Source organism: Flavonifractor sp. An10 (genome assembly GCF_002161215.1).
In the GTDB taxonomy this organism is placed as follows: domain Bacteria; phylum Bacillota; class Clostridia; order Oscillospirales; family Oscillospiraceae; genus Flavonifractor; species Flavonifractor avistercoris.
This window is the reverse complement of the sequence record NZ_NFMB01000007.1, coordinates 128,429-151,057: the sequence shown is the minus strand read 5'-3', so window position 1 is coordinate 151,057 and position 22,629 is coordinate 128,429. Positions and strand designations below refer to the sequence as shown.

Genomic DNA, 22,629 nt, shown 5'->3' with positions numbered 1-22,629 from the left:
CCCGCGCGTGTTTGGAAAGAGTGCTCTGGAATTTGCAGATTCCAGGGCTTTTTTGTTTGCCGCGGGGGCGGATGCCCGGCCGTGATGCCTTGGACTCTGGTTCAAGGCATCTTTTCTTTTCGGAGGCGAGGCATACGAGAAAAACAGACGAGGACTACATGACCATGGCCCTGGAGCTGGCGGAGCGGGGTGCGGGCTGGACTTCCCCCAACCCCATGGTGGGGGCCGTCCTGGTGAAGGACGGGGCGGTTATCGGCCGGGGATGGCACCGCAGATGCGGCGGGCTCCACGCCGAGCGGGAGGCACTGGCGGACTGCACCTGCTCCCCCGCCGGAGCCACCCTCTACGTCACCCTGGAGCCCTGCTGCCACCAGGGGCGGCAGCCCCCCTGCACCGACGCCATCCTGGAGGCCGGGATTGCGCGGGTGGTGGTGGGCTCCGGCGACCCCAACCCCCTGGTGGCGGGCCGGGGCCTGGACATCCTGCGGGCCCGCGGCGTCCGGGTGGACACCGGCGTGCTCCAGGGGGCGTGCGACGCCCTCAACCGGGTGTTCTTCCACTACATCCAATCCGGGCGGCCCTATGTGGTGCTGAAATACGCCATGACCCTGGACGGCAAGACCGCCACCCGCACCGGGGCATCCCGGTGGATCACCGGCGAGGAGGCCCGCCGCCGGGTGCACCGGGATCGCCACCGATGCTCCGCCATTCTGGTGGGCATCGGCACCGCCCTGGCAGACGACCCTCTGCTCACCTGCCGTCTTGAGGGCGGCCGCAACCCCCTGCGGGTGATCTGCGACTCTGCCCTGCGGCTCCCCCTGGACTCCAGCCTGGTCAAAACCGCCCGGGAGGTGCCCACGGTGGTGGCCGCCGCCCAGGCCGATCCGGCCCGCCGGGCCGCGCTGGAGGCTGCGGGGTGCCGGGTATGGGAGCTGCCCTGCCCGGACGGACGGGTAGATCTGCCCGCTCTGCTGAACCGGCTGGGAAAAGAGGAGATCGACAGCCTCCTGGTGGAGGGCGGCGCGGCCATGGCCGGGGCCTTCATGGACGCCGGGCTGGTGCAGAAGGTACAGGCCTACATCGCCCCCAAGCTCTTCGGCGGGGCGGACGCCCCCTCCCCCGTGGGCGGCCTGGGGGTGGCCCTGCCGGACAGGGCGCTGCAACTCAGCGGCCTTACCGTCACCCGGCTGGGGGACGACATCCTGCTGGAAGGCGAGGTGGAAACGCATGTTCACCGGGCTGGTTGAGGAGGTGGGCGTCCTCCGCTCCGTCCGCCGGGGGGCCCACTCATCGGTGCTCTCCATCGGTGCCAGGGAGATTCTGGACGGCCTGAAAATCGGGGACAGCGTGGCGGTCAACGGCGTGTGCCTCACTGCCACAGCGGTCGACTCCGGCGGCTTCACCGCCGATGTGATGCACGAGACGCTGAACCGCTCCTCCCTGTCCGCCCTCACGGCGGGCGGCAGGGTCAATCTGGAGCGGGCCCTGCCGGCGGGCGGCCGTCTGGGCGGGCACATCGTCTCCGGCCACATCGACGGCACCGGCACCATCACCGCCAGGCGGCGGGACGACAACGCCGTATGGTACACGGTGGCAGCCTCCCCCTCTCTGCTGCGGTACATCGTGGAGAAGGGCTCCATCGCCATGGACGGCATCAGCCTGACGGTGGCCGGGGTGACGGAGCGGGACTTCTCCGTCTCGGTCATCCCCCACACCGCCGCCGTCACCATTCTGGGCGGCAAGGGGCCGGGGGATGTGGTCAACCTGGAGACCGACATCATCGGCAAATACGTGGAAAAGCTGCTGCGCCCACGGGAGACAGAGGCCGCCCCAGCCGGCGGCCTCACCCTGGAGTTTCTGGCGCAGAACGGCTTCTGAGGAGGATTACTATCATGTTTCAATACAGCACCATTGAAGAGGCCCTGGAGGAGCTGCGGCAGGGCCGCATGATCCTGTGCACCGACGACCCGGATCGGGAGAACGAGGGGGATCTGATCTGCGCGGCCCAGTCCGTCACCACCGAGCAGGTCAACTTCATGGCTACCCACGGCAAGGGGCTCATCTGTATGCCCATGTCCCTGGAGTTCATCCAGAGGCTCCGGTTCCCCCAGATGGTGTCCCACAACACGGACAACCACGAGACGGCCTTCACCGTCTCCATCGACCACGTGTCCACCACCACCGGTATCTCGGCCCAGGAGCGGGCGGTCACCGCCCGGGCCTGCGCCGATGACAGCGCCCGGCCGGAGGACTTCCGGCGGCCCGGCCATATGTTCCCCCTGCTGGCCCGGGAGCACGGCGTGCTGGAGCGGGCGGGCCACACCGAGGCCACGGTGGATCTCCTGCGGCTGGCGGGGCTGAAGCCCTGCGGCCTGTGCTGCGAGATCATGGGGGACGACGGCACCATGATGCGCGCCTCCCAGCTCCAGGAGAAGGCGAAGGAGTGGGGGTTGAAGTTCATCACCATCCGGGATCTCCAGGCCTACCGCAAGCGGCACGAGAAGCTGGTGGAGCAGGTGGCGGTCACCCGCCTGCCCACCAGGTACGGCCAGTTCACCGCCTACGGCTACCGAAACCGGCTCAACGGGGAGCACCACGTGGCCCTGGTAAAGGGGGACATCGGGGACGGCGAAAATGTGCTGTGCCGGGTTCACTCCGAGTGCCTCACCGGCGACTGCTTCGGCTCCCTGCGGTGCGACTGCGGCCAGCAGCTGGCCGCCGCCATGACCCAGATTGAGCGGGAGGGCCGGGGCGTGCTCCTCTACATGCGGCAGGAGGGCCGGGGCATCGGCCTGCTGAACAAGCTGAAGGCCTACGCCCTCCAGGATCAGGGCATGGACACCCTGGAGGCCAACCTGGCCCTGGGCTTTGCCGGAGATCTCCGGGAGTACTACATCGGCGCCCAGATTCTCCGCGATCTGGGGGTAAAGACCATGCGCCTGCTCACCAACAATCCGGACAAGGTGTACCAGCTCGCCGACTTCGGCCTGACCATCGTGGAGCGGGTACCCATCCAGATGGAGGCCACCGAGGAAGACCGCTTCTATCTGGAGACCAAGCAGCACCGCATGGGGCATATTTTGAATTACTGAGAAACGGAAGGGAGCGCTTTGCTATGAAAATCTATGAGGGCAAACTGGTATCCGAGGGCATCCGCGTGGGCATCGTGGCGGCACGGTTCAACGAGTTCATCGTCTCCAAGCTGCTCAGCGGCTGTGAGGACGGCCTGCTCCGTCATGGGGTGCGGAGTGAGGACATCGCCGTGGCCTGGGTGCCCGGCGCGTTTGAGATCCCCCTGGCGGCCCAGGCCATGGCCAAGAGCGGAAAATACGACGCGGTCATCACCCTGGGAGCGGTGATCCGGGGGGCCACCAGCCACTATGACTATGTGTGCGCCGAGGTGTCCAAGGGGGTAGCCAATGTGTCCCTGAACACCGGCGTGCCGGTGCTCTTCGGCGTGCTCACCACGGACACCATTGAGCAGGCCATCGAGCGGGCCGGCACCAAGGCGGGCAACAAGGGCGCCGAGTGCGCCCAGGGGGCCATTGAGATGGTCAACCTGCTGCGGGGCATGGCGTAATCCGTCCAATCCGTAAAGCACCCCCGCTGGCCGCGGCCAGCGGGGGTGTTGTCAGTTTCCCGGGAAATCAGCCCTGGAGGAACTTCTCCAGGCGGTTCAGCCCCTCCTTGATGTTGTCCATGGAGGTGGCGTAAGACCAGCGGACGAAGTTGGGCGCGCCGAAGCCGGAGCCGGGCACCACGGCCACCAGGCCGTATTTCAGGAAGGCGTCGGCAAACACGTCGTCGTCGGTGATCTCCACACCGTGGATGGTCTTGCCGATGAGCTTCTCCAGGTTCATCATCACGTAGAAGGCGCCCTCGGGCTTGATGCAGCTGACGCCGGGGATGGCGTTCATCCGCTCCACGATATAGTTGCGGCGCTCCTCAAAAGCCTGGCGCATGGTCTCCACCTTCTCCTGGGAGCCGGTGAGGGCGGCCACGGAGGCCTTCTGGGAGATGGCCACCGGGGAGCCGGTAGAGTGGCTGACATAGTTGGCCATCACCTTGGCGATCTGGTCGTTGGCGCAGGCGTAGCCGATGCGCCAGCCGGTCATGGCGTAGGCCTTGGACACGCCGTTGATGAGGATGGTGCGCTCCTTGGCGTCCTCGCTGAGGGCGGCAAAGCTGGTGAATTCCCCGCCGTCATAGACCAGGCAGGCGTAGATCTCGTCGGAGATGACATAGATGTCCGCCTTGGTGCATACGGCGGCCAGGGCCTCCAGCTCCTCCCTGCTGTACATCATGCCGGTGGGGTTGGAGGGGTTGTTGAGCATGATGGCCTTGGTTTTGGGGGTAATGGCGGCGGAGAGCTTCTCCGCGGTGAGCTTGAAGTGCTCGGCCTCCGTGGCGGTGACCACCACGGGCACGCCGCCCACCATCTTGATGAGCTCATAGTAGCTGACCCAGTAGGGCGCGGGCAGGATCACCTCGTCGCCGGGGTTGACCAGGGCCCGCAGAGCCAGGTACACCAGGTGCTTGGCGCCGCTGCTCACCACCACCTGGCTGGGCTTGTACTCCAGGCCGTAGTCCGCCTTCATGCGGCCGCACACCGCCTGGCGTAGCTCCACCGTGCCGGCGGCGGGGGTGTAGCGGGTCACGTTCTGCTCGATGGCGGCAATGCCCGCCGCCTTGATCTCGTCGGGGGTATTGAAGTCGGGCTCACCGGCGCCGAAGCCGATGACGTCGATGCCGTCAGCCTTCATCTGCTTGAACATGGCGTCAATGGCCATGGTGGTGGAAGCGCGAACCTCCGTGGCGATCCTGGACAGCTCTTTCAATGGAATCTCTCCCTTGTCTTATCAAATTCTGCCCTATTATATGCCTCAACTTGCAAAATTGCAAGCCCTTATCCAAAAATTCTCGCCAATTATGAATGATTTTTCTTGGCAAAATGCAAAACGGCGTCCATCCGGTTCGGATGGACGCCGTCTGTGGGCTTGTTGTCAGCGGAGCATCCGCGCGCCGATGACGCGGACGATCACGGTACTGAGCACCAGGTTGATGACCAGCTCCAGAGCAAAGTTGATGCTGACCATGGTAAAAATCATATAGGTGAGAACCGTCTGTCCCGCGCTGGTGGCCCACGCCTCCAAAAAGCTGGGGAACAGGAAGAACAGGCCAAGCAGGAAAATTCCGGTGTTGACCACCGGGCTGACAATGCCGGCCGCAACGGAGCCGGCTATCATCCGGCCGTGGGCCAGGCTGTCTCCCACGACAGCCCGATAGACCAGGCCGGCCGCCAGGCCGGCCGCCACTCCCTTGACAATGCAGATCAGGGCGGTCAAAAAGGGATTGGCATTCCAAAGGGCGTTGCCGCCCGCATCCCAGCCGATGATGCAGGTGATGGTCACCACCACCCCGAACACGCCGCCCAGATAGGCGCCCGCTTTGGGGCCGTAGATGGCGGCCCCGATCAGGATGGGGGCCAGGGTCAGGGTGGGGGCGAACACGCCCACCTTGACCAGCGCGCTTGCGACTAGCTGCAGGACTATGACGATGGCCGTCATCAGGGCCAGTCCTGTCAGCCGCCTGGTTTTCTCATGTGCTCTCATATTCACTTTACCTCCTGCTGCCGCTCCTCTCTCCTTCAAGGATGCAGCGCAATGTATTTACTCACGGCGAGCAGCCGTCGAGTACAGGGAAATGGGCCGAAGCGTCACGCCTTCCGGTGCTTTTTTGCGTTGCGCTGATAGAGCAGATAAAGCCCGGTCATGACCAGGTCGGCATCGTAGTGGATATGCCGTTTGCAATAGCGCAGGATGCGGGGGGCGTTGCCGCCGGTGGCAACCACCGTGACCGCCTGCCCCAGCTCCGCCTCCATCCGGTCTACCATGCCGTCCACCATGCTGGCGTGTCCATAGAGCACGCCGGAGCGCATGGCCTCCTCGGTGGTGTGTCCCAGCAGCGTCGGCGTGGACGGGCTCTCCAGGGAGATAGGCGGCAGAGCCGCCGCACGCTCCGAAAGGGCGTCCAGCGCCAGGGCCAGGCCGGGCATGATGCTGCACCCCTCGTACACGCTGCCCACAATCAGGGACAGGGACGTGGCCGTGCCCATATCCACCATGACCAGGGGGCTGGGATACCTGTCAATGGCCGCCACAGAGGAGGCCACAATGTCGCTGCCCAGCTGGTTGTGGATCTCCGCCTTGATGTTCAGGCCCGTCTTGATGCCGGGCCCCACCACCAGAGGGGGCTTCCCGGTGAGCCGTGCGATAGCGTCGATGAAAACAGCGGTCAGGGGGGGCACCACACTGGACAGGATGGCCCCGTCCACCGCCCGCGCCTGGGCGCCGTAGAGATTCAGCACGCCCAGCAGATCAATGGCGCACTGATCCCGGGTTTTGCCCCGGGAGGTCTCCAGCAGGGCCCGGAGGGTCAGCTTCCCCGCCTCGTCAAACAGCCCGACGGTGGTGTTGGAGTTGCCTACGTCTACCGCCAGAATCACAGCCGTCCCCTCCCCTTCTCTGCTTTTGAACTCATTATATCAAATGGGATCTGGCCGGTCAAGAGAAAGGCGGGCAGCCAAGTGTCCGCCCGCCGGAGGCTGTCGATAAACCCTCCAGCCAAAGGATTCGGAGGGAAGGATAGTGTGAAAGGGAACCGTCAGGGTTCCCTTTCGCGTTGGATCAAACAACTTTTTGAAACTTCTTTGAAGTTTCAAAAAGTTCAGCAGCCTGTCGAAAAAACTTTTTCGACAGGCTGAGGCGGGCAGCCAGGTGGCCGCCCGCCGATGGTCAGATATGCTGGCAGATCAGATCTCCCATCTGTCTGGTGCCGATGGGGGTGACGCCGGGCTCGGCGATGTCGGGGGTGCGCCAGCCCTCGGAGAGCACCGCGTCCACCGCCGCCTCCACCGCGTCGGCCTCGGCGGCCAGGTGGAAGGAGTAGCGGAACATCATGGCCACGGACAGGATGGTGGCGATGGGGTTGGCCTTGTCCTGTCCGGCGATGTCGGGGGCGGAGCCGTGGATGGGCTCGTACAGGCCGGGGGCGGTGTCGCCGATGGAGGCGGAGGGCAGCAGGCCGATGGAGCCGGTGACCATGCTGGCCTCGTCGGACAGGATGTCGCCGAACATGTTCTCGGTGACCACCACGTCGAACTGGCCGGGATCCTTCACCAGCTGCATGGCGCAGTTGTCCACCAGCACGTCCTCGTACTGCACGTCGGGATACTCCTCCGCCAGCCGGTGCATGACGGAGCGCCACAGACGGCTGGTCTCCAGCACGTTGGCCTTGTCCACGCTGGACACCTTCTTCCGGCGGAGCCGGGCCAACTCAAAGGCCCGGCGGCCCACCCGCTCAATCTCCTTCTCCGAGTAGGCCATCAGATCGGTACACTCCAGGCCCCGATCCTCGGTCTGGTACTTGTCCCGCTTGCCGAAGTAGACGCCGCCGGTGAGTTCCCGCACCATCATCAGGTCGATGCCCTTCTCCGCCGTCTCCTTTTTCAGGGGACAGGCCCCGGCCATGGCGGGCCGGAGGGCTGCGGGGCGCAGGTTGGCGTACAGGCCCAGATCCTTGCGGATGGCCAGCAGGGCGGTCTCCGGCCGCTGCTCGGCGGGCTTGTCCGGCCCCCACTTGGGGCCGCCCACCGCGCCAAGCAGCACCGCGTCGCAGGCCCTGCACTTCTCGGCGGTGCCGTCGGGGTAGCTCTTCCCCACCGCGTCGGTGGCGCAGCCGCCCAGCAGCACCTCCTCATAGGTGAAGCTGTGGCCGAATTTCCTGCCCACGGCCTCCAGCACCTTGACGGCCTCCCCCACCACCTCGGGGCCGATGCCGTCGCCCCGGATCAGGGCGATTTTGTAATTCATTTCGCCACCCCCCGGGCCTTCAAGGATTTCAGCAGGCCGCCGTTGTCCACGATGCCCTGGACAAACTCGGGCAGGGGCGCGGCCTGATAGGTCTTGCCGGTGGTCTCGTCGGTGATCACGCCGGTACTGAAGTCCACGCTCACCGTGTCGCCGGCCTGGATGCCCTCCGCCGCCTCGGCGCACTCCAGGATGGGGAAGCCGATGTTGATGGCGTTGCGGTAGAAAATGCGGGCAAAGGAGGGGGCGATCACGCACTTGACGCCGCTGGCCTTGATGGCCAGGGGGGCGTGCTCCCGGGAGGAGCCGCAGCCGAAGTTGGCCCCGGCCACGATGATGTCGCCCGGCTCCACGGTGGAGGCGAAGCTGGCGTCGATGTCCTCCATGCAGTGGGAGGCCAGGGACTTTTCGTCGGGGGCGTTGAGATACCGGGCGGGGATGATCACGTCGGTATCCACGTTGTCGCCGTATTTATAGACCTTCATGATAACAATCCTTTCTTGGGCGGCGGGGACAAGCCCCCGCCCTACAGATTCAGAACCGGCCGGTTACAGCTTGCGGGGATCCGCCACGCACCCCGCCACGGCGGAGGCGGCGGCCACCGCCGGGTTGGCCAGGATGATCTCGGAGGTGACGGGGCCCATGCGGCCCACAAAATTGCGGTTGGTGGTGGAGATAGCCCGCTCCCCGTCAGAGAGCACGCCCATGTGGCCGCCCAGGCAGGGGCCGCAGGTGGGGGTAGACACGGCGCAGCCGGCCTCGATGAAGGTCTGGATCAGGCCCTCGGCCATGGCGTCCAGAGTGATCTGCTGGGTGGCGGGGATGACGATGCAGCGCACCCCGTCGTGAACCTTGCGGCCCTTGAGCACCGCCGCGGCCTGACGGAGGTCGTCCAGCCGGCCGTTGGTGCAGGAGCCGATGACCACCTGGTCGATGTGGGTGCCCGCCACCTGATCCACGGTGCGGGTGTTGGAGGGCAGGTGGGGCAGGGCCACGGTGGGCTGGAGGGTATCCAGGTCGATGACCACCTCCTGCTCATACTCGGCGTCGGGATCGGGCTCCACCGCCTCCCAGGGCCGGGTCACCCGGCCGTCCAGATAGGCCCGGGTCTTGTCGTCCACGGGGAAGATGCCGTTTTTGGCGCCGGCCTCGATGGCCATGTTGGCGATGGTGAAGCGGTCGTCCATGGACAGGGAGGCCACCCCTTCCCCGCCGAACTCCAGGGACTTGTACAGGGCGCCGTCCACCCCGATGGTGCCGATGAGGTGGAGGATCACGTCCTTGCCGGAGACACAGGGCTGGAGCTTCCCTTTCAAAGTCACCTTGATGGCGGAGGGAATGCGGAACCAGGCCAGGCCCGTGGCCATGCCGGCGGCCATGTCGGTGGAGCCCACGCCGGTGGAGAACATGCCCACCGCGCCGTAGGTGCAGGTGTGGGAGTCGGCGCCGATCATGCACTCGCCGGGGGCGGTGAGGCCCTTTTCCGGCAGCAGGGCGTGCTCCACCCCCATGCAGCCCACGTCGTAGAAGTGGGTGATGTTGAACCGCTTGGCAAACTCCCGCACCTGGGCGCAGAGCTGGGCGGCCTTGATATCCTTGCAGGGGGTGTAGTGATCCAGCACCAGGGCGATCCTGTCCTTGTCGAATACCTGGGTCAGCCCGGCCTTATCGAATTCGGAAACCGCCACCGGGGTGGTGATGTCGTTGCCCAGCACCAGATCCAGCCTGGCCTCCACCAGCTGGCCGGGGACAACGTGATCCAGGCCGGCGTGCTTGGCCAGGATCTTTTGGGTCATGGTCATTCCCATGTTGGGTGCCTCCTCTTTCTTTTTGTCCTGTCCAGCATACCATGGCCCTTGTCAAAAGAATGTAAACCGTGTTACAATTATGATGACAGGAGGTGTGTGCCATGCAAGCAGATATTTGGGCGCCTCTGGCCGAGGGCTGCCGGCCCCAGAAATGGGCGGCCGGCCAGATGATCTATCTTCAGGACACCGAGGCCAACCAGTTTTACTATATCCTCTCCGGCACGGTGAAATGCTTCATCAGCTCGCCGGAGGGGGACGAGCGCACCCTCACCCTCCACCACAGCGGGGAACTCATCGGCGAGGCGGCCTTTTTCGACCGCCAGCCCAGGGTGTCCTCCGCCGTGGCGGTCACCCCCTGCCAGCTGGTGGCGGTAGACCGGCGGCGGCTGGAGGCGGTCTTTGCCCGCCACCCGGATCTGGCCGTGTCCATGCTGGAGTACCTGGCCAGAACCGTGCGCCTGCTCTCCGCCCACGTGGACAGCGCCTTCCTCCCGGCCGACAAGCGGATCGCCAGGCACCTGCTCGCCCTCCCTGCGGGGCCTGACGGGGAGCTGCACTGCTCCCACGAGGAAATCGGCTCCTCTGTGGGGGTAAGCCGGGTGACTGTGAGCCGGGTGCTCGGGGCCTTCGACCGGCTGGGCTGGGTACGGACAGGCTATCGGAGCCTCCGGCTGCTGAACCGTGCGGCCATGGAGGCATACCTCTCTGAAAACGGCGCCTGACGGGCCGGGTCTCTGACAAAAAGGGATGCGCTGCGGAATACCGCGGTGCATCCCTTTTCTTTTGATGATACTATTGTATATAAAATGCAAATCGGAAGTTTTATCCTGTCAAGACCGGCGGGCCGGACGCGGAAGGAAGTGATATCCATGTACAGAGAATGGCTCCTCCTGTGATGACGGACTCCGATAGAGAGGCTTCTTTAAGCGCAAAAAGAAACTAACAGCTTTTTTTGCAGTCCCAGATTTTAGCATACAGATCCATAACATTACCATGGCATTTTCGTCAATTTCCCCTAAAATATTACACATGAAGTTATGTTAGGAGGAATCGCCATGAAATTATATATGCCGGGCAGCGCTCTCTGCCAAAATATGATCCTGCTTCACCGGAGAAGCAGACTGTCCTATGAGAACTTTGCGGAAAAGATCGGAATCAGCAAGTCCAGCCTTCAGCGCATTGAGGCGGGGCTCGACAACATCAATTTGAAGACGCTGTCCACTATTGCGGAGGGGCTGCATCTCCACCCCGCCCTGCTGCTGACGGATCTTCCCCAGCGGATGGAGGAGCCGGTGCACCAGGCCATTGTCGGCCTGTATCTCCTGTACAGCCCGCTACCCCTGGAGGAGAAGAAAGAATTTTGGGGCATTCTTCACAGCCTGGAGGCCGCAGATGGATGCCGGCCGGAATAACCGCCGCATGCCGGAGGCATACGGGCCGGCGGCCTCCCTTCTGCGCCGGCTCGGGTTTCAGACCCGCTATATCGGCTTCCCCTATCTGAGCTATGCCCTGGCCCTGGTTCTTGCGGATCACTCCTATCTCTACCAGCTGTTCAAGCGGCTCTATCCGGACACCGCGCGGGCGTTTCAGACCTCGGCCGCCTGTGTGGAAAAGGATCTCCGCACCCTGATCCGGAGCTTCTGGCAGGAGGGCGGCGGGCAGGCCCTGGGCCGGCTGGCGCCGCGCCCCCTCCTCCGCAGGCCCACAATCGGCGAGCTGCTGGCCCTGCTGTCCGGGTATTTCCAGGACGGCGGCCGATAATTTCTCCTTTCCCATGGCATACTGTGTGGGAGGTGATCCATTTGCTTACCGAAGCCGAACTGCTCAACGACATCTACCGCACCACCGAGATGGGGCGGGATGGGATTGAAACCGTCCTGCCCCACTCGGGGGAGGGGCCCTTCCGCGCGGCTCTGGAGCAGCAGCTGGCGGAATACAGGGCCATTCACGGCACTGCGGCCGAGATGCTCCGTGCCCGGGGGCAGGAACCGAAGGGGCTCAGCCCGGTGGTCAGGTTCTCCGCCGGGATGGCGGGCGCCTTCCGATCCATGGCCGGCCCGTCCACGTCCAAAATCGCGGAGATGATGATCCAGGGCAATACCATGGGTCTGACCAAGGGGCTCCGGAACCTGCACAGCTATCACGGCAAGGATGTGCGGGTGCGGGAGCTGGCCCACAAGCTGCTGTCCACTGAGGAGGCCAATATCGTCCAGATGAAGCCCTATTTATAGCCGGGCAGCGCAGTAAAACGGGGAGCGGCCGATTCGCCGCTCCCCGTCTGTCTGTATCCGCTCAGTCCTGATCCCAGTTGTGCCAGACGTTCTGCACGTCGTCGTTCTCCTCCAGGAGGTCGATGAGCTTCTCCATATTCTTGATGTCGTCCTCGTTCTCCAGTTTGACATAGTTCTGGGGAACCATCTCCACCGCGGCCTGGACGAAGGTGTAGCCCTTCTCCTCCAGGGCGGCCAGCACGGAGCCAAATGCGTCGGGATCGGTGTACACCTCGAACACCTCGTCCTCCACCTGCATGTCGTCGGCGCCGGCGTCCAGGGCGTCCATCATGACGGTGTCCTCATCCAGATCCTCTTTCTCGATGACGATCACGCCCTTGCGGTCGAAAGACCAGGACACGCAGCCGGTGGCGCCCAGGCCCTTGCCGTACTTGTCCAGCAGGTGGCGCACCTCGGGAGCGGTGCGGTTGCGGTTGTCGGTGAGGGCGTCCACGATCACGGCCACGCCGGAGGGGCCGTAGCCCTCGTACACCACGTTCTCATAGCTGTCGGTGTTGCCGGAGCCCAGAGCCTTGTCGATGGTGCGCTTGATGTTGTCGTTGGGCATGTTGGCGGCCTTGGCCTTGGCGATGACGGTGGCCAGGCGGGAGTTGTTATTGGGGTCGCCGCTGCCGCCGGTCTTGACCGCCACGATCATCTCGCGGGCGATCTTGGTAAATATCTGAGAGCGCTTGGCGTCGGCCGCACCCTTCGTCTTCTGGATATTGTGCCACTTGGAATGTCCTGACATATTGATTCGTTCCCTTCCTGCTATCGAAAATCAGCGGAACTAGTTTATCACGATTGCGGCGGCTTGGCAACCCCTTAGAGGTAGGAAAAGACCTCTTTATGCCGATTTGTGGGGACAATCTCCACCTGGGGGAAGCCGGAGGACAGCCATTTGGCCAGTACGGGGCACACCACCTGCTCGGTGGGATAGTGGCCCGCGTCGATCAGGTTCACCCCCAGGGCTTTGGCGTCCAGGAAGCCGTTGTACTTGACATCCGCGGTGACAAAGGTGTCGCACCCCAGGGCCAGGGCGTCCCGCAGCATGTCGGCGCAGGCGCCGCCCCCCACAGCCACCCGCCGCACCGGCCGGCGGGCATCCACATAGCGCACCCCGTTGGCCCCCAGGGCCTCCTTCACAAAGGCGGCGAAGGCGGGGGCATACATGGGCGCGCCGACGGTATTGCCCACCCGGCCGATGCCGTAGGGCCGGCCGGAGGCGTCCACCCCATCCTGATGGAGCTGCTCAATCTGCACCAGGCCCAGCTTTTGGGCCAGGGCGTCGTTGACGCCGCCGGCCACCGCGTCCAGGTTGGTGTGGGCACAGATGGCGGCGATTCCGTGCTCAATCAGGGACAGCAGGATGCGCCCGTCCGGGCCGCCGTCGGTCACCGACCTGGCGGGATGGAAGATCACCGGGTGATGGGAGACGATCAGCTCCGCCCCCACCTCCGCAGCCTCTGCCGCCACCTCCTCGGTGATGTCCAGGGAAACCAGGATTTTTGTCACCGTCCGGTCTCCCCGCCCCACCAGAAAGCCGGCGTTGTCAAAGTCCATCTGCAGGGAGAACGGAGCCAGCCCGTCCAGATACTGATATACCTCTCTTACCGTTGCCATGACAGCCATTCCTCCTTCATGTCCAGCAGGCCCTGGTAAACCTGCTCCATCTCTGCCAGCCGCTGGGCATCCTCTGCCCGGGTGGATCGGCGCAGGCCCGCCGCCGCCCGCTCCGTCTGGTGCAGCAGGCGGTTCAGATAATCCGTGCGCAGAGGGGCCTGCTCCCCCTCCTGCTGGCATCCGGCCCAGAGCTCCGCCGGCGTCAGCTCCCGCATGGGGCCTGCACGTACCACAAAAATGGTGTAAATGGTATCCCCTTCCCTGCTCAAAACCTCCCGCCGGATAGCGTATCCGTGGGCCTGGAGCCACTGGCGCAGGAAGGGCTGGGCGCTCATGGGCTGAAGCAGCAGCAGGCAGTCCCGCTCCCAGACCCAGGGGGCGGCGGCCAGGATGGCCGCCACGGTCTCCCCGCCCATCCCGGCAATGGCGATGGTATCCGCCTCATCCGGCCGGATGGCGGACAGGCCGTCGCACAAACGAAAATCCATCCGGCCGGTCAGGCCGTACTTTTCCGCCGTGCTTCGCGCCCGATCCAGGGGGCCCTGCCGCAGGTCAGAGACCACCGCACGGGAGATCACCCCCCGCTGCAGCAGCCAGACAGGCAGATAGGCGTGGTCAGTGCCCACATCCGCAAACCGCGCCCCCCGGGGCACCAGCTCCGCCACAGAGCGCAGGCGGGGCGAGAGCTCCATGTTTCTCAAACACGTCACCTCCGGAGAAAAAAAGAGGCGGCTTTTAACCGCCTCTTCTTTTTGAGCCTCTCAGACTTCTTACTTGGCCTCAGCCATGCTGGCGTTGATTCGCTCCAGCAGCTCATCCACCTGCACGCCGTGCACCATGCAGGCCTGCTCCACCGTCTCCCCGCGGGAGGAGGGGCAGCCCAGGCAGTGCATGCCGATGGACAGGAAGATGGGGGCCGTTTCCGGCGCGATGTCCAGAATATCGCCAATGATGGTGTCTTTCGTAATCTGAGCCATAGGGGGAATACCTCCGATTCTCTAGGATATGAGTAGTATATCCTATCTTTCGCCTTTTTGCAAGAAGGAGATTCATTTTTCCGCTGGAATCCGCCGCCATTTTTCATCTTGACAACAGGCCGGATTATCAGTATAATAATATCCGGCCTTTGGCTGGAGCCGGTAGCCTGCTGCCTGCCGCTCTATGCTAGATCCGGGTGTGGCGAAGCTTGGTATCGCGCTTGGTTCGGGTCCAAGAGGCCGTGGGTTCAAATCCCGCCACTCGGACCAAAATCCGTCAAAATCGTTTGATTTTGACGGATTTTTCTTTGCTTTTATTCGGAATTTTGCTCTAAAAATTGCTCCCTTATTTCCCCTTTTCCAGCCGTTTCCCTTTTGACCACAGCCCCACCACAGACAGGAAAAAGCCGCGCTTCCGATGCTTGTCCGGAAGTGCGGCTTTTATTTGCCCTCATGCGGGACGCCTCTCCCCTGCCCGTCGGGCCTTTTCGGCGGCGATTTCCGCTTTGGCCTGGGCAACCAGCTCCGTCAAGCTCCCGGTCATGGGCATAGATGTTGCGGGGCCGCTTCACCCCGTCCGGCCACACCGGCGAGTACCTCCCCTCCCACAGGTGGTCATTGATCTGGGAAATACATCCGGTGCCTGGCTTGCGCCGTTTTCCCTTATACGGCTGGAAAGGGGCGCGCTTGGGAACTGCTTCTTGCCTCGTGGCTTCTCCCATTCCAGCGTCCGCCGCCTTGCCGATTCCACGGTCGATCTTCAGCGCCGCCGAAGTCCGCATCTCGTCTGTGATGTGGGTGTAGATGTCCAGCGTCGTGGACGAGGATACGTGGCCAATGATGGTGGACAGCGTCTTGACGTCCATCCCGTGCTCCAGCGCCATGGTGGCAAAAGTGTGGCGGAGATCATGAAACCTCACGCGGTCACACTGGGCCCGCTCCAGCACCCGTTCCAGCCGCTTCCGCACCGAGGCCGGATCCAGCGGGGCATCCTCCTTGACGGGCGAGGGAAACATCCAGCGGGATGGGAATTCTATCCGCCTCCGGTAGTCCTCCAGCGCCTTCAAGACGGGTCTGGGCAGGATCACCGTCCGGATCGCCGCCTTGGTTTTGGGCTCCGTGAGAACCAGCCTGCCCCCGATGCGCTGGAGCTGCCTGACAATTTGGAGGGCCCCGGTTTTTGGGTTTAGATCGTCCCACCGGAGGGCCAGAATTTCGCCCCGACGCATACCTGTGGCCAGGGTCAACAGGAACAGCTCATAACAGCCCTCCTCCCTGGCCTGGATCAGGAATCGCTGGATCTCCTCCTGGGTCAACGTGTTCTGTTCCCTCCCCTTTTTAGGCGGCAGCTTGCACCCCAGCGCCGGATTTCCGGAGATGAGTCCCTCCCCTTCCGCTTTCTCCAATGCGGCCCGGCAGATGGCGTGGATGCCCCGTACCGTCCGGTCGGATAGCCCCTCGCCGTACAATTCCGTCCGGAGCAGCCGGCCGTGCTCCTTCAGCCCTGTATAGTACTGCTGTAGATCGCCTGTTGTCAGCTTGTCCAAAGAAATCTGTCCCATCGCGGGGATCAGATGTCGGTAGATGGCGTTTTCGTAGTTCTTCTGTGTGGTGATCCGCAGCCCTGTCTTGCAGTGGTTCTGATACCAGTAGCCCAGCCAGGCACCGAAGGTGAGAGGATGTTTCCCGATCTCAAGCTCCTCTTTGTCCCTTTTGCAGGACTCCCGGAGCTGCTTCAGCTTTTCCAGACATTCGGACTTGCTCCTGGCCAGAACGTTTTTCGTCTTGGGAAGGCCTTTTTCATCATACCCGATAACATACCTTCCCTCCCAGCGCCCATCTTTTCTCAGATGGACACTGCCCTCGCCCCGCTTTCTCCGCTTTCCCATGGTTTTAGATCATCTCCTAACATCTCGGTTATAAAGTCCCCCACGATCTCAGCCGCATGCCTCTGCATATCCCCGGTGACATGGGTGTAGGTGTCCAGGGTAAAGGAGGCCTTGGTGTGCCCCAGGATCCCGGACAGAGTCTTGGCGTCGACCCCGGAGGCCAGCGCGTGGGTGGCAAAAGTATGGCGGAGATCGTGGAAGCGGATGCTAGGCAGCTCGGCTTGTGCCAGAAGTTCCTTCATGCGACGGTAGGCGCTCCCAGGGTGAACCGGCTGCTCCGGGCGGAGGGGATCGTGGAAGATCCACTGGGAGACAGAACGCCGCTTTCGCTCGGCCAGAAGCTGGGCCGTGCTGGGCGGCAGCGTGATCACCCGGCTGCCCTGCCCGGTCTTGGGCTCCCCCACAGACAGACCGCCGCCCGGCTTCTGGTGGACGGTGCGGCGGATGGCCAATGTTCCCTTCCCCATCTGGAAGTCCGTCCATCTCAGCCCACAGATCTCCCCGCGGCGCAGGCCGGTGGTCAGTTCTGTATAGAAGAAGTCATACCAGATCTCGTCCTTTTTGATCTCCTCCAGAAAGCGGTCCAGCTGCTCGTCGTTGAGAATCTGCTTGGGTGTGGCCTTTTTCCGGGGCAAAGTCGCTCCGGAGGTGGGATTCCGTGCTGTCAGGTGCTCCCGCACTGCCGCGTCCATAGCCTGGTGGAACACGCCGTGGAGCTTCCGAACCGTGCAGCCGGACAGTCCACACCCGTATTGGGGATGCTCCCGAACCCTGCCGTTCTGCAGGAGTTCCCGATAGAGGCGCTGAACATCATCCGGAGAAATTTTGCAGACTGGCTTCTCCCCCAGACGGGGTTTGAGGTAGCTGTCGATGAGTTTCTGGTAGCCCCGCAAGGTGGTCTCCCGCACAGTGGGAGCAATGTACTCCTCCAGCCAGCGATCCAGCCACTGCCCCAGCGGCATTTTGCTGTCCTCACTCAGGTCGACGCCTCGGTACTCCTCGATGCTGTGGTGCAGCTGCTTCATCAGCTCTTTCTGTGTCCCCGCAGACAGATAGCGGAAAATGGAATCGCCGTTCTTCTTGTGGCCCACCACAATGCGGCCCTCCCAGCGTCCGTCCTCCCGCTTCCGCACCATGCCGTCGCCGGATGGTCTGCGTTTTCCCATCTGAAATCGCCTCCTTTTCAGCAACACACAATATCACAGAAACGGGAAATAGCCAGGGGTACAGCGTACTATTATCAGAAAGTTATCATTTTGAACTGTACCCAAATTAAACTGCACCCCCAATATTGGACAGACCTGGCCTCATTGACCAAACCACCTATATACCGTTATAATAGGCATATATCTATCAAAATGCGGGGCTGATCAGGCCCCCGCATCCACTTGGAGGCATCACGGTGAAGATTCTCGTCCTGAACGCCAGCCCTAAAGGCCCCAACTCTACCACCCTGCACACGGCGCTGTACCTGGCCGCCCTGCACCCGGAGCATTCCTTTACGGTCCTCCATGTGGGCCAGCAGATCCGGCAGCTGGAAAAGGACTTTGCCCCTCTGCGGCAGGCGTTGTCTGAGGCGGAGCTCCTCCTGTTCTGCTATCCGGTGTATACCTTTATCGCCCCCTATCAGCTCCACCGGCTCATCGAACTCATCAAGGCGGACGGCGTGGAGCTGCGCGGCAAGCTGGCCAGCCAGATTACCACATCCAAGCACTTTTACGATGTGACCGCCCACCGCTATGTGGAGGAAAATTGCCTGGATCTGGGGCTGCACACCATTCGCGGCCTGTCGGCGGACATGGAGGATCTTCTCTGCGAACGGGGGCAGCGGGAGGCACGCATGTTTTTCGACCAGCTCCTGTTCTCCTGCGACCACGGCCCGTTCGTCGCTCCGGCCCCCAGGGCCCCCCAGCGGACGCGGGCAATCTACCGGCCTACCCTTCCCGAGACGCCCAAGGTCAGCCAGAAGGACGCGGTCATCGTCACCAACTGCGCCCCGGACGACGTCAACCTGACCAATATGATCACCGATTTCCGCGCCGCCCTGCCCTGTGGGAGCCGTGTGGTGAACCTGCGGGAATTTCCCTTCGGCGGCGGGTGCCTGGGCTGCTTCGGCTGCGCCATCACGGGCCAGTGTGTCTACAAGGACGGCTTTGACAGTTTCCTGCGCCAGACCATCCAGACCGCCGACGGCTTTGTCTACGCCTTTACCATCTCGGATCACTACACCCACTCCAGCTTCAAGTGCTTCGATGACCGGCAGTTCTGCAACGGCCACCGCACCGTGACCCACGGCACGCCCATCGCCTACCTCATCAGCGGGGACTACCAGTATGAGAGCAATCTGCGCATGATCGTAGAGGGGCGCTGTGAGGTGGGCGGCAATTACCTCTGCGGCGTGGCCACCGACGAGGGGGACACGGCGGCGGATATCCGCACGCTGGCTCAGAACCTGGCGTTTGCCATGGACGGGCACCTGGCCCGCCCTGCAAACTTTTACGGCGTGGGCGGCATGAAAATTTTCCGGGATATGATCTATGTGATGCAGGGGCTAATGAAGGCCGACCATCGCTTCTACAAGGAGCACGGCATCTACGACTTCCCGCAGAAGCAGCGGGAGCGGATCTGGCAGATGCGACTTATAGGGACGCTGTTGTCCATCCCCTCTGTACAGAAGAAGGCAAAGGGGCAGATGACCACCGCCATGATCGCTCCCTATCAAAAGGTGGTGGAGCAGGCCCGGCGTGATACCTGAGCCAACTATCCAGGACCTGCCCTGCGCCCTTCCGCTTCGGCGGGAGGGTGCCTTTCTATTGTTTCAGCGGCGCAGGTTTTGAGGGTCACATCCCGCCCATACCCATGCCGCCCCATCCCTGCTCCGGGTGGTCGTCCGGCTTGTGGCCCAGGGCGATACGCTTCTCCCGGAGCTGTTGCAGGCGCTTGCGGTCGATCTGGATGATGCCGGGGCCAGTTGCGGGTGGGGCGTTCTCCCGAAAGATCCGGCCCAGGTGGTGGAGCAGCCGGGTGACAGAGAGCATCACCCCAGGAGGCCGGCGGTCGCTCTGCCGATCCAGGAAGAAGTGGGCATACCGGTTCCCCTGTGCGGCGGACCGCCGGAACCACTGGGCCGACTGCTCCTGGTCACGGGACACCGCCTTCCCCTCCAGGTACAGCTTGCCCAGCATGTATTGGGCGAAGGGATTGCCTTGCTCGGCGGACGACCGGAAGCAGCCCACGGACTTATCGGTACTTTTGGGGACATGCTCACCCGTCAGGTACTCCTTCCCAAGCCAGTAGGCGGCGTATGTGTTCCCCCTTTGCGCCGCCCGCCGCAGCCACCGGAGTCCCTCGTCCGGATCACGAACCTCTGGATCAGCAGACAGGAGTAGCTTGCCCAGGGCGTATTGGGCCTTCGACATCCCATGCTCCGCCGCCAGGGTGAACCACCGCTTTGCCTTTTGGCTGTCTGGGATCAGCAGCGGCCCGTCCCGATAGAGTTGGCCCATTACGAACTGGGCGTGGGCATCGCCCTGCTCAGCCAGCCGCTCCAAACGCTCCGCCGCCTGGTCCCGGGCCTCCAGGGGCAGCCGCCCGTCCAGGAGGAGCCACCGCAGTTCCTCGCACGCAAAGGAGATTTCACGCTCATCCACCTCCTCGTCCCGCTCTGACAACTCCCCATCCTCAAAGGTGGGTTCCCCAAGCCGGAGCCGCTCTGCCTCCTGGATGACCGCATTTTTAATCTGCCGGAACTCCTTTTCCTGGGACAGTTTCTTTCGTACCCTGGGGCTGTCATGGTAGTAGCTGTCCACCTGGTTCTGGAGCACCAGCCACTGTTCGTAGCACTGTTGCACCACTGGCAGTTCCTCCAGCCCGTCCACCACCTCGTCTACTGTTTTCTTTACCAACTTTGGCAGGTAGCCGTAGGACTTTTTCCCTTTGACCGTTTCCAGCTGTCCGGCCAGCTGCTCCATTTTCTGTTCGATCTCCGGAACCGAGCAGATGCTCTGCACCATCTCCTGGGGCATTCGCCGGATCGCACGGCGGGCCTCCCATACCAGTTCGTCCCGGGACTGGGACTTCTGCTCGTAGGTGTGGAGCATCTCCTGCCGGAAGATCTGGTTGGTGAGTGTGGACTTGACCCGGCGGATACCCTCCTTGGTGAGATATGCCTCCCCCGGCTGCGTTGACCACGCCATCATATGCACATGGGGGTGCTCCCCCTCATCGTGGAAGGCGGCGTACCAGCGGAAGTGGTTTGGCGGGATATTCATCGCGGCGGCTATCTCGTAACGGTTGGCCCGGAGCAAAGTACACCACGCCCTGGCGTTGTCGTAGCCAAGACGGGAGGCATCCTCCCGTTTCAGGGAGATGATGTGCGTCCAGATGTTGCCTTGGTACGCGGCCACCTCCGCCATGGCGGCATCCAGATCCACAGCATCTTCATTCCCAAAGAGACCGTGGCTGCCCAATCGCTCCGCCCTGGGCCGGGTGGCGATGTACCTGGCGTAGCCGTCGGAGGCACGGACATCCTCCCAGTGTTCCTCCAGTGCCATGGTGATCAGCGCCGAGGCGTTGGCCTTGGTGGGGCGTTCGGTGTAGTCTGCGTACTCGGAAAGCTCCTTCACACCAGAGAAGTCCTTTGTCAACTTTGCGATCAGCTGCTCCTGCTTGCGGGTGGGCGGACGGCCATCCGGCAGGATCTCCACTCGCTCCCGGGTAGCGATGTACCGCAGGTAGCCGCCGGCACCGCCGCCCTTGATGTAGGGACTCTTGACGATCAGTCCAGCCACTCATCCCCCTCCTCCCACATCTCCTGTGACCGCCCCTTCAGGGATATGCGGCCGTTGGTGACCTTCACGTTGCGCACGCTCTCCGCCCGCCGGCGGCGCAGTTCCTCCCGGCTGAGCTGGCAGGTGTCCGCCAGGATGCCGGCCATCATGTCCGTCTCTACCGCCTGCTGGAAGGCCAGCGCGGACAGGCGATCCTCCAGCTGATCCAGCCGCCCGTCCATGCAGGACTTGATGGAGGCGGGCAGGAACAACCCGGCATCGCCGGCGCTGAGATAGTCCAGATAGAAATCAATCGCCCGCTCTATGAAGCCGGTGAGGCTCCGGCTGCCATCCTCTTGAAAACGCCGCTCCAGAAGGGCCTTCTTTTCCGGCGTCAGATAGAGGGCGAATTTCTCCTTCTTGCTCATAACAGGCTCCTTTCCGGGGAAGTGACCCCTGCTTTTTTCTTGTGTCCGTAGGGATTCCGGCAGAACGACCGCAAACTCGGCTTTCCCCTCTACGTTTGACCCCGTTCTATAGCCCCTGAAACTGCCCGCACTGCGGGCAGAAGTGACCGGCAGAGCGGCGGCTTTGACGCCTGTCTTTATCCTGCTTCATCCTTCGTCCCTGGGGAACTTCCAGAACCGGGCCGAACCGGCCTTCCAAGCCCCCCGGGAGGGGCAGGGCCCTGCCCCTCCCCCCATCGAGGCACACAGAGCCTCACAGGCGGTCACAGGCGGTTTTTCTTCCCCGATCCGGAGTACTGCTCTAGCCGTGCCGCCGCGCGGCTCTGTAACGCCAGCAGGTTCAAACGCTCGAACTGCCCCTGATAGAACTGACTCATTACCTCGCCAATAGGGTACATGGTGTAGAGCAGGTTCCCATTGCGCTTGCGGCCTTCAGAGTCAAATTGACTGGTTGGTTCCGTCGTGATGAGGCCCCTCTCCTCCAGCTTTAGCACGTACTTGCGCACCGTGTTCTCACTCATCCTCACTGCCCGGCCGATGGTTTTGTAACTTGGCCAGCAATGGTGGGTCTTCCGGTTTTCACACCGTTTCAGGTAGCTATACACAACCAGCTCGCCAGGAGACAGGCCCAGAAGGAACACCTCGTTGGGCATCAGAAAAAATTTTCCTGGTTTCTCTCTCCTCACGACTTCCCTCCCGTGTGCGCCTCTACCCACTGGATGAACTGATCCTTGGGCACCACCATCCGGCTGCCGACGCGCAGTACCGGGAAACCCGGCTCGTGCATCAGCTCGTAGCAAGACGACGGCGACACGCCCAGCACCTTCGCCACCGTCTCCGCATTGAGAAACAGCGGCAGGTCATCGTAGCTTCTACACTCGGATTCCAGCAACTTTTGATACCTCCTGATTGATTTTTTGTTTCTTATCTGCTACGATGGTAACATAGGAAGACTTAG

General features: G+C 62.9%; 25 protein-coding genes and 1 tRNA gene. 10 read left to right on the top strand and 16 right to left on the bottom strand.

From position 1 onward, the window contains the following. Window positions 1-71 precede the first annotated feature (71 nt). The 4 genes from ribD to ribE are packed head-to-tail and all read left to right on the top strand — an operon-like array spanning window position 72 to window position 3,580. Window positions 72-1,247, top strand: a complete 1,176-nt coding sequence (gene ribD / locus B5E42_RS13505) for a bifunctional diaminohydroxyphosphoribosylaminopyrimidine deaminase/5-amino-6-(5-phosphoribosylamino)uracil reductase RibD (protein ID WP_087240536.1) — start codon at window positions 72-74, stop codon at window positions 1,245-1,247. Further along, the gene (locus B5E42_RS13500; RefSeq protein WP_087240534.1) at window positions 1,228-1,878 is read left to right on the top strand and encodes a riboflavin synthase; all 651 of its coding nucleotides are present in this window, start codon (window positions 1,228-1,230) and stop codon (window positions 1,876-1,878) included. The genes ribD and B5E42_RS13500 overlap by 20 nt, the downstream gene beginning before the upstream one ends. Before the next feature lie 14 nt (window positions 1,879-1,892). After that, window positions 1,893-3,092, top strand: a complete 1,200-nt coding sequence (locus tag B5E42_RS13495) for a bifunctional 3,4-dihydroxy-2-butanone-4-phosphate synthase/GTP cyclohydrolase II (RefSeq protein WP_087240532.1) — start codon at window positions 1,893-1,895, stop codon at window positions 3,090-3,092. Between the two features lie 23 nt (window positions 3,093-3,115). Continuing rightward, the gene (gene ribE, locus B5E42_RS13490) at window positions 3,116-3,580 is read left to right on the top strand and encodes a 6,7-dimethyl-8-ribityllumazine synthase (RefSeq protein WP_087240530.1); all 465 of its coding nucleotides are present in this window, start codon (window positions 3,116-3,118) and stop codon (window positions 3,578-3,580) included. A gap of 67 nt (window positions 3,581-3,647) precedes the next feature. Here ribE and B5E42_RS13485 read toward each other — a convergent pair whose 3' ends face one another. From B5E42_RS13485 to leuC, 6 genes are all read right to left on the bottom strand, one after another. Then, window positions 3,648-4,838, bottom strand: coding sequence for a pyridoxal phosphate-dependent aminotransferase (locus B5E42_RS13485; RefSeq protein ID WP_087240528.1), 1,191 nt, complete (start codon window positions 4,836-4,838; stop codon window positions 3,648-3,650). Window positions 4,839-5,003: 165 nt separating this feature from the next. Next, the gene (locus tag B5E42_RS13480) at window positions 5,004-5,612 is read right to left on the bottom strand and encodes an ECF transporter S component (protein WP_087240526.1); all 609 of its coding nucleotides are present in this window, start codon (window positions 5,610-5,612) and stop codon (window positions 5,004-5,006) included. Between the two features lie 104 nt (window positions 5,613-5,716). Continuing rightward, window positions 5,717-6,505 carry a type III pantothenate kinase gene (locus B5E42_RS13475; protein WP_087240524.1) on the bottom strand — a complete coding sequence of 263 codons (789 nt, stop codon included), beginning with the start codon at window positions 6,503-6,505 and terminating at the stop codon, window positions 5,717-5,719. 289 nt (window positions 6,506-6,794) lie between these two features. Continuing rightward, on the bottom strand, window positions 6,795-7,871 hold the full coding sequence (gene leuB / locus B5E42_RS13470) for a 3-isopropylmalate dehydrogenase (RefSeq protein WP_087240523.1): 1,077 nt from the start codon (window positions 7,869-7,871) through the stop codon (window positions 6,795-6,797). Beyond that, the gene (locus tag B5E42_RS13465) at window positions 7,868-8,353 is read right to left on the bottom strand and encodes a 3-isopropylmalate dehydratase small subunit (protein WP_087240521.1); all 486 of its coding nucleotides are present in this window, start codon (window positions 8,351-8,353) and stop codon (window positions 7,868-7,870) included. The genes leuB and B5E42_RS13465 overlap by 4 nt, the downstream gene beginning before the upstream one ends. A gap of 63 nt (window positions 8,354-8,416) precedes the next feature. Next, a complete protein-coding gene (leuC, locus tag B5E42_RS13460; RefSeq protein ID WP_087240519.1) occupies window positions 8,417-9,676 on the bottom strand; it encodes a 3-isopropylmalate dehydratase large subunit in 1,260 nt (419 codons plus the stop codon). A gap of 101 nt (window positions 9,677-9,777) precedes the next feature. Here leuC and B5E42_RS13455 point away from each other — a divergent pair, with 101 nt between their 5' ends. The 4 genes from B5E42_RS13455 to B5E42_RS13440 all read left to right on the top strand — a co-directional run bounded on the left by B5E42_RS13455 (window position 9,778) and on the right by B5E42_RS13440 (window position 11,907). Then, a complete protein-coding gene (locus B5E42_RS13455; protein WP_087240517.1) occupies window positions 9,778-10,398 on the top strand; it encodes a Crp/Fnr family transcriptional regulator in 621 nt (206 codons plus the stop codon). A gap of 333 nt (window positions 10,399-10,731) precedes the next feature. Then, window positions 10,732-11,088 (top strand): helix-turn-helix transcriptional regulator, encoded by a 357-nt coding sequence (locus B5E42_RS13450; protein ID WP_162613992.1) that lies wholly within the window; start codon window positions 10,732-10,734, stop codon window positions 11,086-11,088. Continuing rightward, window positions 11,069-11,437, top strand: coding sequence for a sporulation initiation factor Spo0A C-terminal domain-containing protein (locus tag B5E42_RS13445; protein WP_242967141.1), 369 nt, complete (start codon window positions 11,069-11,071; stop codon window positions 11,435-11,437). The genes B5E42_RS13450 and B5E42_RS13445 overlap by 20 nt, the downstream gene beginning before the upstream one ends. A gap of 41 nt (window positions 11,438-11,478) precedes the next feature. Further along, window positions 11,479-11,907 (top strand): hypothetical protein, encoded by a 429-nt coding sequence (locus tag B5E42_RS13440; protein ID WP_087240513.1) that lies wholly within the window; start codon window positions 11,479-11,481, stop codon window positions 11,905-11,907. A 61-nt stretch (window positions 11,908-11,968) separates the two neighbouring features. Here B5E42_RS13440 and B5E42_RS13435 read toward each other — a convergent pair whose 3' ends face one another. The 4 genes from B5E42_RS13435 to B5E42_RS13420 form a co-directional block, all read right to left on the bottom strand. After that, window positions 11,969-12,697 (bottom strand): YebC/PmpR family DNA-binding transcriptional regulator, encoded by a 729-nt coding sequence (locus B5E42_RS13435; RefSeq protein ID WP_087240511.1) that lies wholly within the window; start codon window positions 12,695-12,697, stop codon window positions 11,969-11,971. A gap of 74 nt (window positions 12,698-12,771) precedes the next feature. Then, window positions 12,772-13,569 (bottom strand): Nif3-like dinuclear metal center hexameric protein, encoded by a 798-nt coding sequence (locus B5E42_RS13430; RefSeq protein ID WP_087240509.1) that lies wholly within the window; start codon window positions 13,567-13,569, stop codon window positions 12,772-12,774. Beyond that, window positions 13,557-14,261, bottom strand: a complete 705-nt coding sequence (locus B5E42_RS13425) for a class I SAM-dependent methyltransferase (protein WP_242967153.1) — start codon at window positions 14,259-14,261, stop codon at window positions 13,557-13,559. Before B5E42_RS13425 ends, B5E42_RS13430 begins: the two co-directional genes overlap by 13 nt. Window positions 14,262-14,339: 78 nt before the next feature. Further along, entirely contained in the window at window positions 14,340-14,546 is a 207-nt protein-coding gene (locus tag B5E42_RS13420) for a DUF1858 domain-containing protein (RefSeq protein WP_087240505.1), read from the bottom strand. A gap of 193 nt (window positions 14,547-14,739) precedes the next feature. Between B5E42_RS13420 and B5E42_RS13415 the strand changes: the two genes are divergently transcribed. Beyond that, window positions 14,740-14,816, top strand: a tRNA-Pro gene (locus B5E42_RS13415). Window positions 14,817-14,860: 44 nt separating this feature from the next. Here the strand turns inward: B5E42_RS13415 and B5E42_RS13410 are convergent. Both B5E42_RS13410 and B5E42_RS13405 read right to left on the bottom strand, forming a co-directional pair. Continuing rightward, the gene (locus B5E42_RS13410) at window positions 14,861-16,435 is read right to left on the bottom strand and encodes a site-specific integrase (protein WP_087240503.1); all 1,575 of its coding nucleotides are present in this window, start codon (window positions 16,433-16,435) and stop codon (window positions 14,861-14,863) included. Next, entirely contained in the window at window positions 16,393-17,601 is a 1,209-nt protein-coding gene (locus B5E42_RS13405) for a site-specific integrase (RefSeq protein ID WP_087240501.1), read from the bottom strand. The genes B5E42_RS13410 and B5E42_RS13405 overlap by 43 nt, the downstream gene beginning before the upstream one ends. 236 nt (window positions 17,602-17,837) lie before the next feature. On the opposite strand from B5E42_RS13405, the gene B5E42_RS13400 reads away from it, so the two are divergent. Next, the gene (locus B5E42_RS13400) at window positions 17,838-19,190 is read left to right on the top strand and encodes an NAD(P)H-dependent oxidoreductase (RefSeq protein ID WP_087240499.1); all 1,353 of its coding nucleotides are present in this window, start codon (window positions 17,838-17,840) and stop codon (window positions 19,188-19,190) included. Between the two features lie 85 nt (window positions 19,191-19,275). Here B5E42_RS13400 and mobP3 read toward each other — a convergent pair whose 3' ends face one another. The 4 genes from mobP3 to B5E42_RS13380 form a co-directional block, all read right to left on the bottom strand. Then, window positions 19,276-21,225, bottom strand: a complete 1,950-nt coding sequence (gene mobP3 / locus B5E42_RS13395; RefSeq protein WP_087240497.1) for a MobP3 family relaxase — start codon at window positions 21,223-21,225, stop codon at window positions 19,276-19,278. Continuing rightward, entirely contained in the window at window positions 21,213-21,632 is a 420-nt protein-coding gene (locus B5E42_RS13390) for a hypothetical protein (protein WP_087240495.1), read from the bottom strand. Before B5E42_RS13390 ends, mobP3 begins: the two co-directional genes overlap by 13 nt. 302 nt (window positions 21,633-21,934) lie before the next feature. Then, window positions 21,935-22,357 carry a helix-turn-helix domain-containing protein gene (locus B5E42_RS13385; RefSeq protein ID WP_343214194.1) on the bottom strand — a complete coding sequence of 141 codons (423 nt, stop codon included), beginning with the start codon at window positions 22,355-22,357 and terminating at the stop codon, window positions 21,935-21,937. Further along, entirely contained in the window at window positions 22,354-22,563 is a 210-nt protein-coding gene (locus B5E42_RS13380; protein WP_087240491.1) for a helix-turn-helix domain-containing protein, read from the bottom strand. The genes B5E42_RS13385 and B5E42_RS13380 overlap by 4 nt, the downstream gene beginning before the upstream one ends. Between the last annotated feature and the right edge of the window lie 66 nt (window positions 22,564-22,629).

Bases quoted from the DNA above. Each gene is read 5' to 3' on its own strand.
- ribD (WP_087240536.1), top strand. From the start codon at position 72: ATGCCCGGCCGTGATGCCTTGGACTCTGGTTCAAGGCATCTTTTCTTT.
- B5E42_RS13500 (WP_087240534.1), top strand. From the start codon at position 1,228: ATGTTCACCGGGCTGGTTGAGGAGGTGGGCGTCCTCCGCTCCGTCCGC.
- B5E42_RS13495 (WP_087240532.1), top strand. From the start codon at position 1,893: ATGTTTCAATACAGCACCATTGAAGAGGCCCTGGAGGAGCTGCGGCAG.
- ribE (WP_087240530.1), top strand. From the start codon at position 3,116: ATGAAAATCTATGAGGGCAAACTGGTATCCGAGGGCATCCGCGTGGGC.
- B5E42_RS13480 (WP_087240526.1), bottom strand. From the start codon at position 5,612: ATGAGAGCACATGAGAAAACCAGGCGGCTGACAGGACTGGCCCTGATG.
- leuB (WP_087240523.1), bottom strand. From the start codon at position 7,871: ATGAATTACAAAATCGCCCTGATCCGGGGCGACGGCATCGGCCCCGAG.
- B5E42_RS13465 (WP_087240521.1), bottom strand. From the start codon at position 8,353: ATGAAGGTCTATAAATACGGCGACAACGTGGATACCGACGTGATCATC.
- leuC (WP_087240519.1), bottom strand. From the start codon at position 9,676: ATGGGAATGACCATGACCCAAAAGATCCTGGCCAAGCACGCCGGCCTG.
- B5E42_RS13455 (WP_087240517.1), top strand. From the start codon at position 9,778: ATGCAAGCAGATATTTGGGCGCCTCTGGCCGAGGGCTGCCGGCCCCAG.
- B5E42_RS13450 (WP_162613992.1), top strand. From the start codon at position 10,732: ATGAAATTATATATGCCGGGCAGCGCTCTCTGCCAAAATATGATCCTG.
- B5E42_RS13445 (WP_242967141.1), top strand. From the start codon at position 11,069: ATGGATGCCGGCCGGAATAACCGCCGCATGCCGGAGGCATACGGGCCG.
- B5E42_RS13435 (WP_087240511.1), bottom strand. From the start codon at position 12,697: ATGTCAGGACATTCCAAGTGGCACAATATCCAGAAGACGAAGGGTGCG.
- B5E42_RS13430 (WP_087240509.1), bottom strand. From the start codon at position 13,569: ATGGCAACGGTAAGAGAGGTATATCAGTATCTGGACGGGCTGGCTCCG.
- B5E42_RS13425 (WP_242967153.1), bottom strand. From the start codon at position 14,261: ATGGAGCTCTCGCCCCGCCTGCGCTCTGTGGCGGAGCTGGTGCCCCGG.
- B5E42_RS13420 (WP_087240505.1), bottom strand. From the start codon at position 14,546: ATGGCTCAGATTACGAAAGACACCATCATTGGCGATATTCTGGACATC.
- B5E42_RS13410 (WP_087240503.1), bottom strand. From the start codon at position 16,435: ATGGGAAAGCGGAGAAAGCGGGGCGAGGGCAGTGTCCATCTGAGAAAA.
- B5E42_RS13405 (WP_087240501.1), bottom strand. From the start codon at position 17,601: ATGGGAAAACGCAGACCATCCGGCGACGGCATGGTGCGGAAGCGGGAG.
- B5E42_RS13390 (WP_087240495.1), bottom strand. From the start codon at position 21,632: ATGAGCAAGAAGGAGAAATTCGCCCTCTATCTGACGCCGGAAAAGAAG.